Origin of the sequence: Actinomyces provencensis (assembly GCF_900155435.1) — a bacterium.
GTDB lineage: Bacteria > Actinomycetota > Actinomycetes > Actinomycetales > Actinomycetaceae > Pauljensenia > Pauljensenia provencensis.
The window spans coordinates 2450059-2450558 of sequence record NZ_LT700212.1 but is presented as its reverse complement, the minus strand read 5'-3'; the positions used below and the strand labels follow the sequence as shown (position 1 = coordinate 2450558).

1 pseudogene is annotated in these 500 nt (G+C 65.4%); it reads right to left on the bottom strand.

Annotation, left to right across the window (positions count from 1 at the left end):
* Window positions 1-332: 332 nt before the first annotated feature.
* Window positions 333-500, bottom strand: a pseudogene (locus tag BQ9890_RS15450) (IS256 family transposase); the annotation flags it as partial.

The following is a 500-nucleotide window of genomic DNA, read 5'->3' as shown; positions in this document are numbered from 1 at the left end:
CGGCCCCCGCCACACCCCCCGAACCCTGAAGTCCGCTCTCTTCTGGGGTCGAAGTCCGCTCTCTTCTCCCCTCGAGGTCCGCTCAGTTCTGACGTCGAAGTCCGTCCTGCTCCGGGGTTGAAGTCCGCTCTGATCTGGGGTCGAGGACGGCTTCCCTTCTCACAGTGGTCCGTCCTCCCGACGGTGCCCCTGTGGCGCCCGGGAGGTCGAGCGTGGCCGCTGTCTGGTGTCACGCGGGTGCTGAGCCCGGTGATCTTGGTCCTGTGGGGAGTCTCTGGGGTCAAGTCCCGTGGTGTGGTGTCACTGCTGTTGTTTCTTCTGGTGTGTGGTGGTCAGGCGGTGAGGTAGAGGTCGGGGTGTGCGGGGTCGGTGTGCTGGTGCAGGGTGTGGACGAGTTTGCGCATCGAGATGTCGGAGAAGTAGCGGCGTTCGCCGTAGCTCCATTCCTCGTGCTGCTCCTGGAGTACGGCGCCGATGAGGCGGGTCACGCAGTCGCGGTC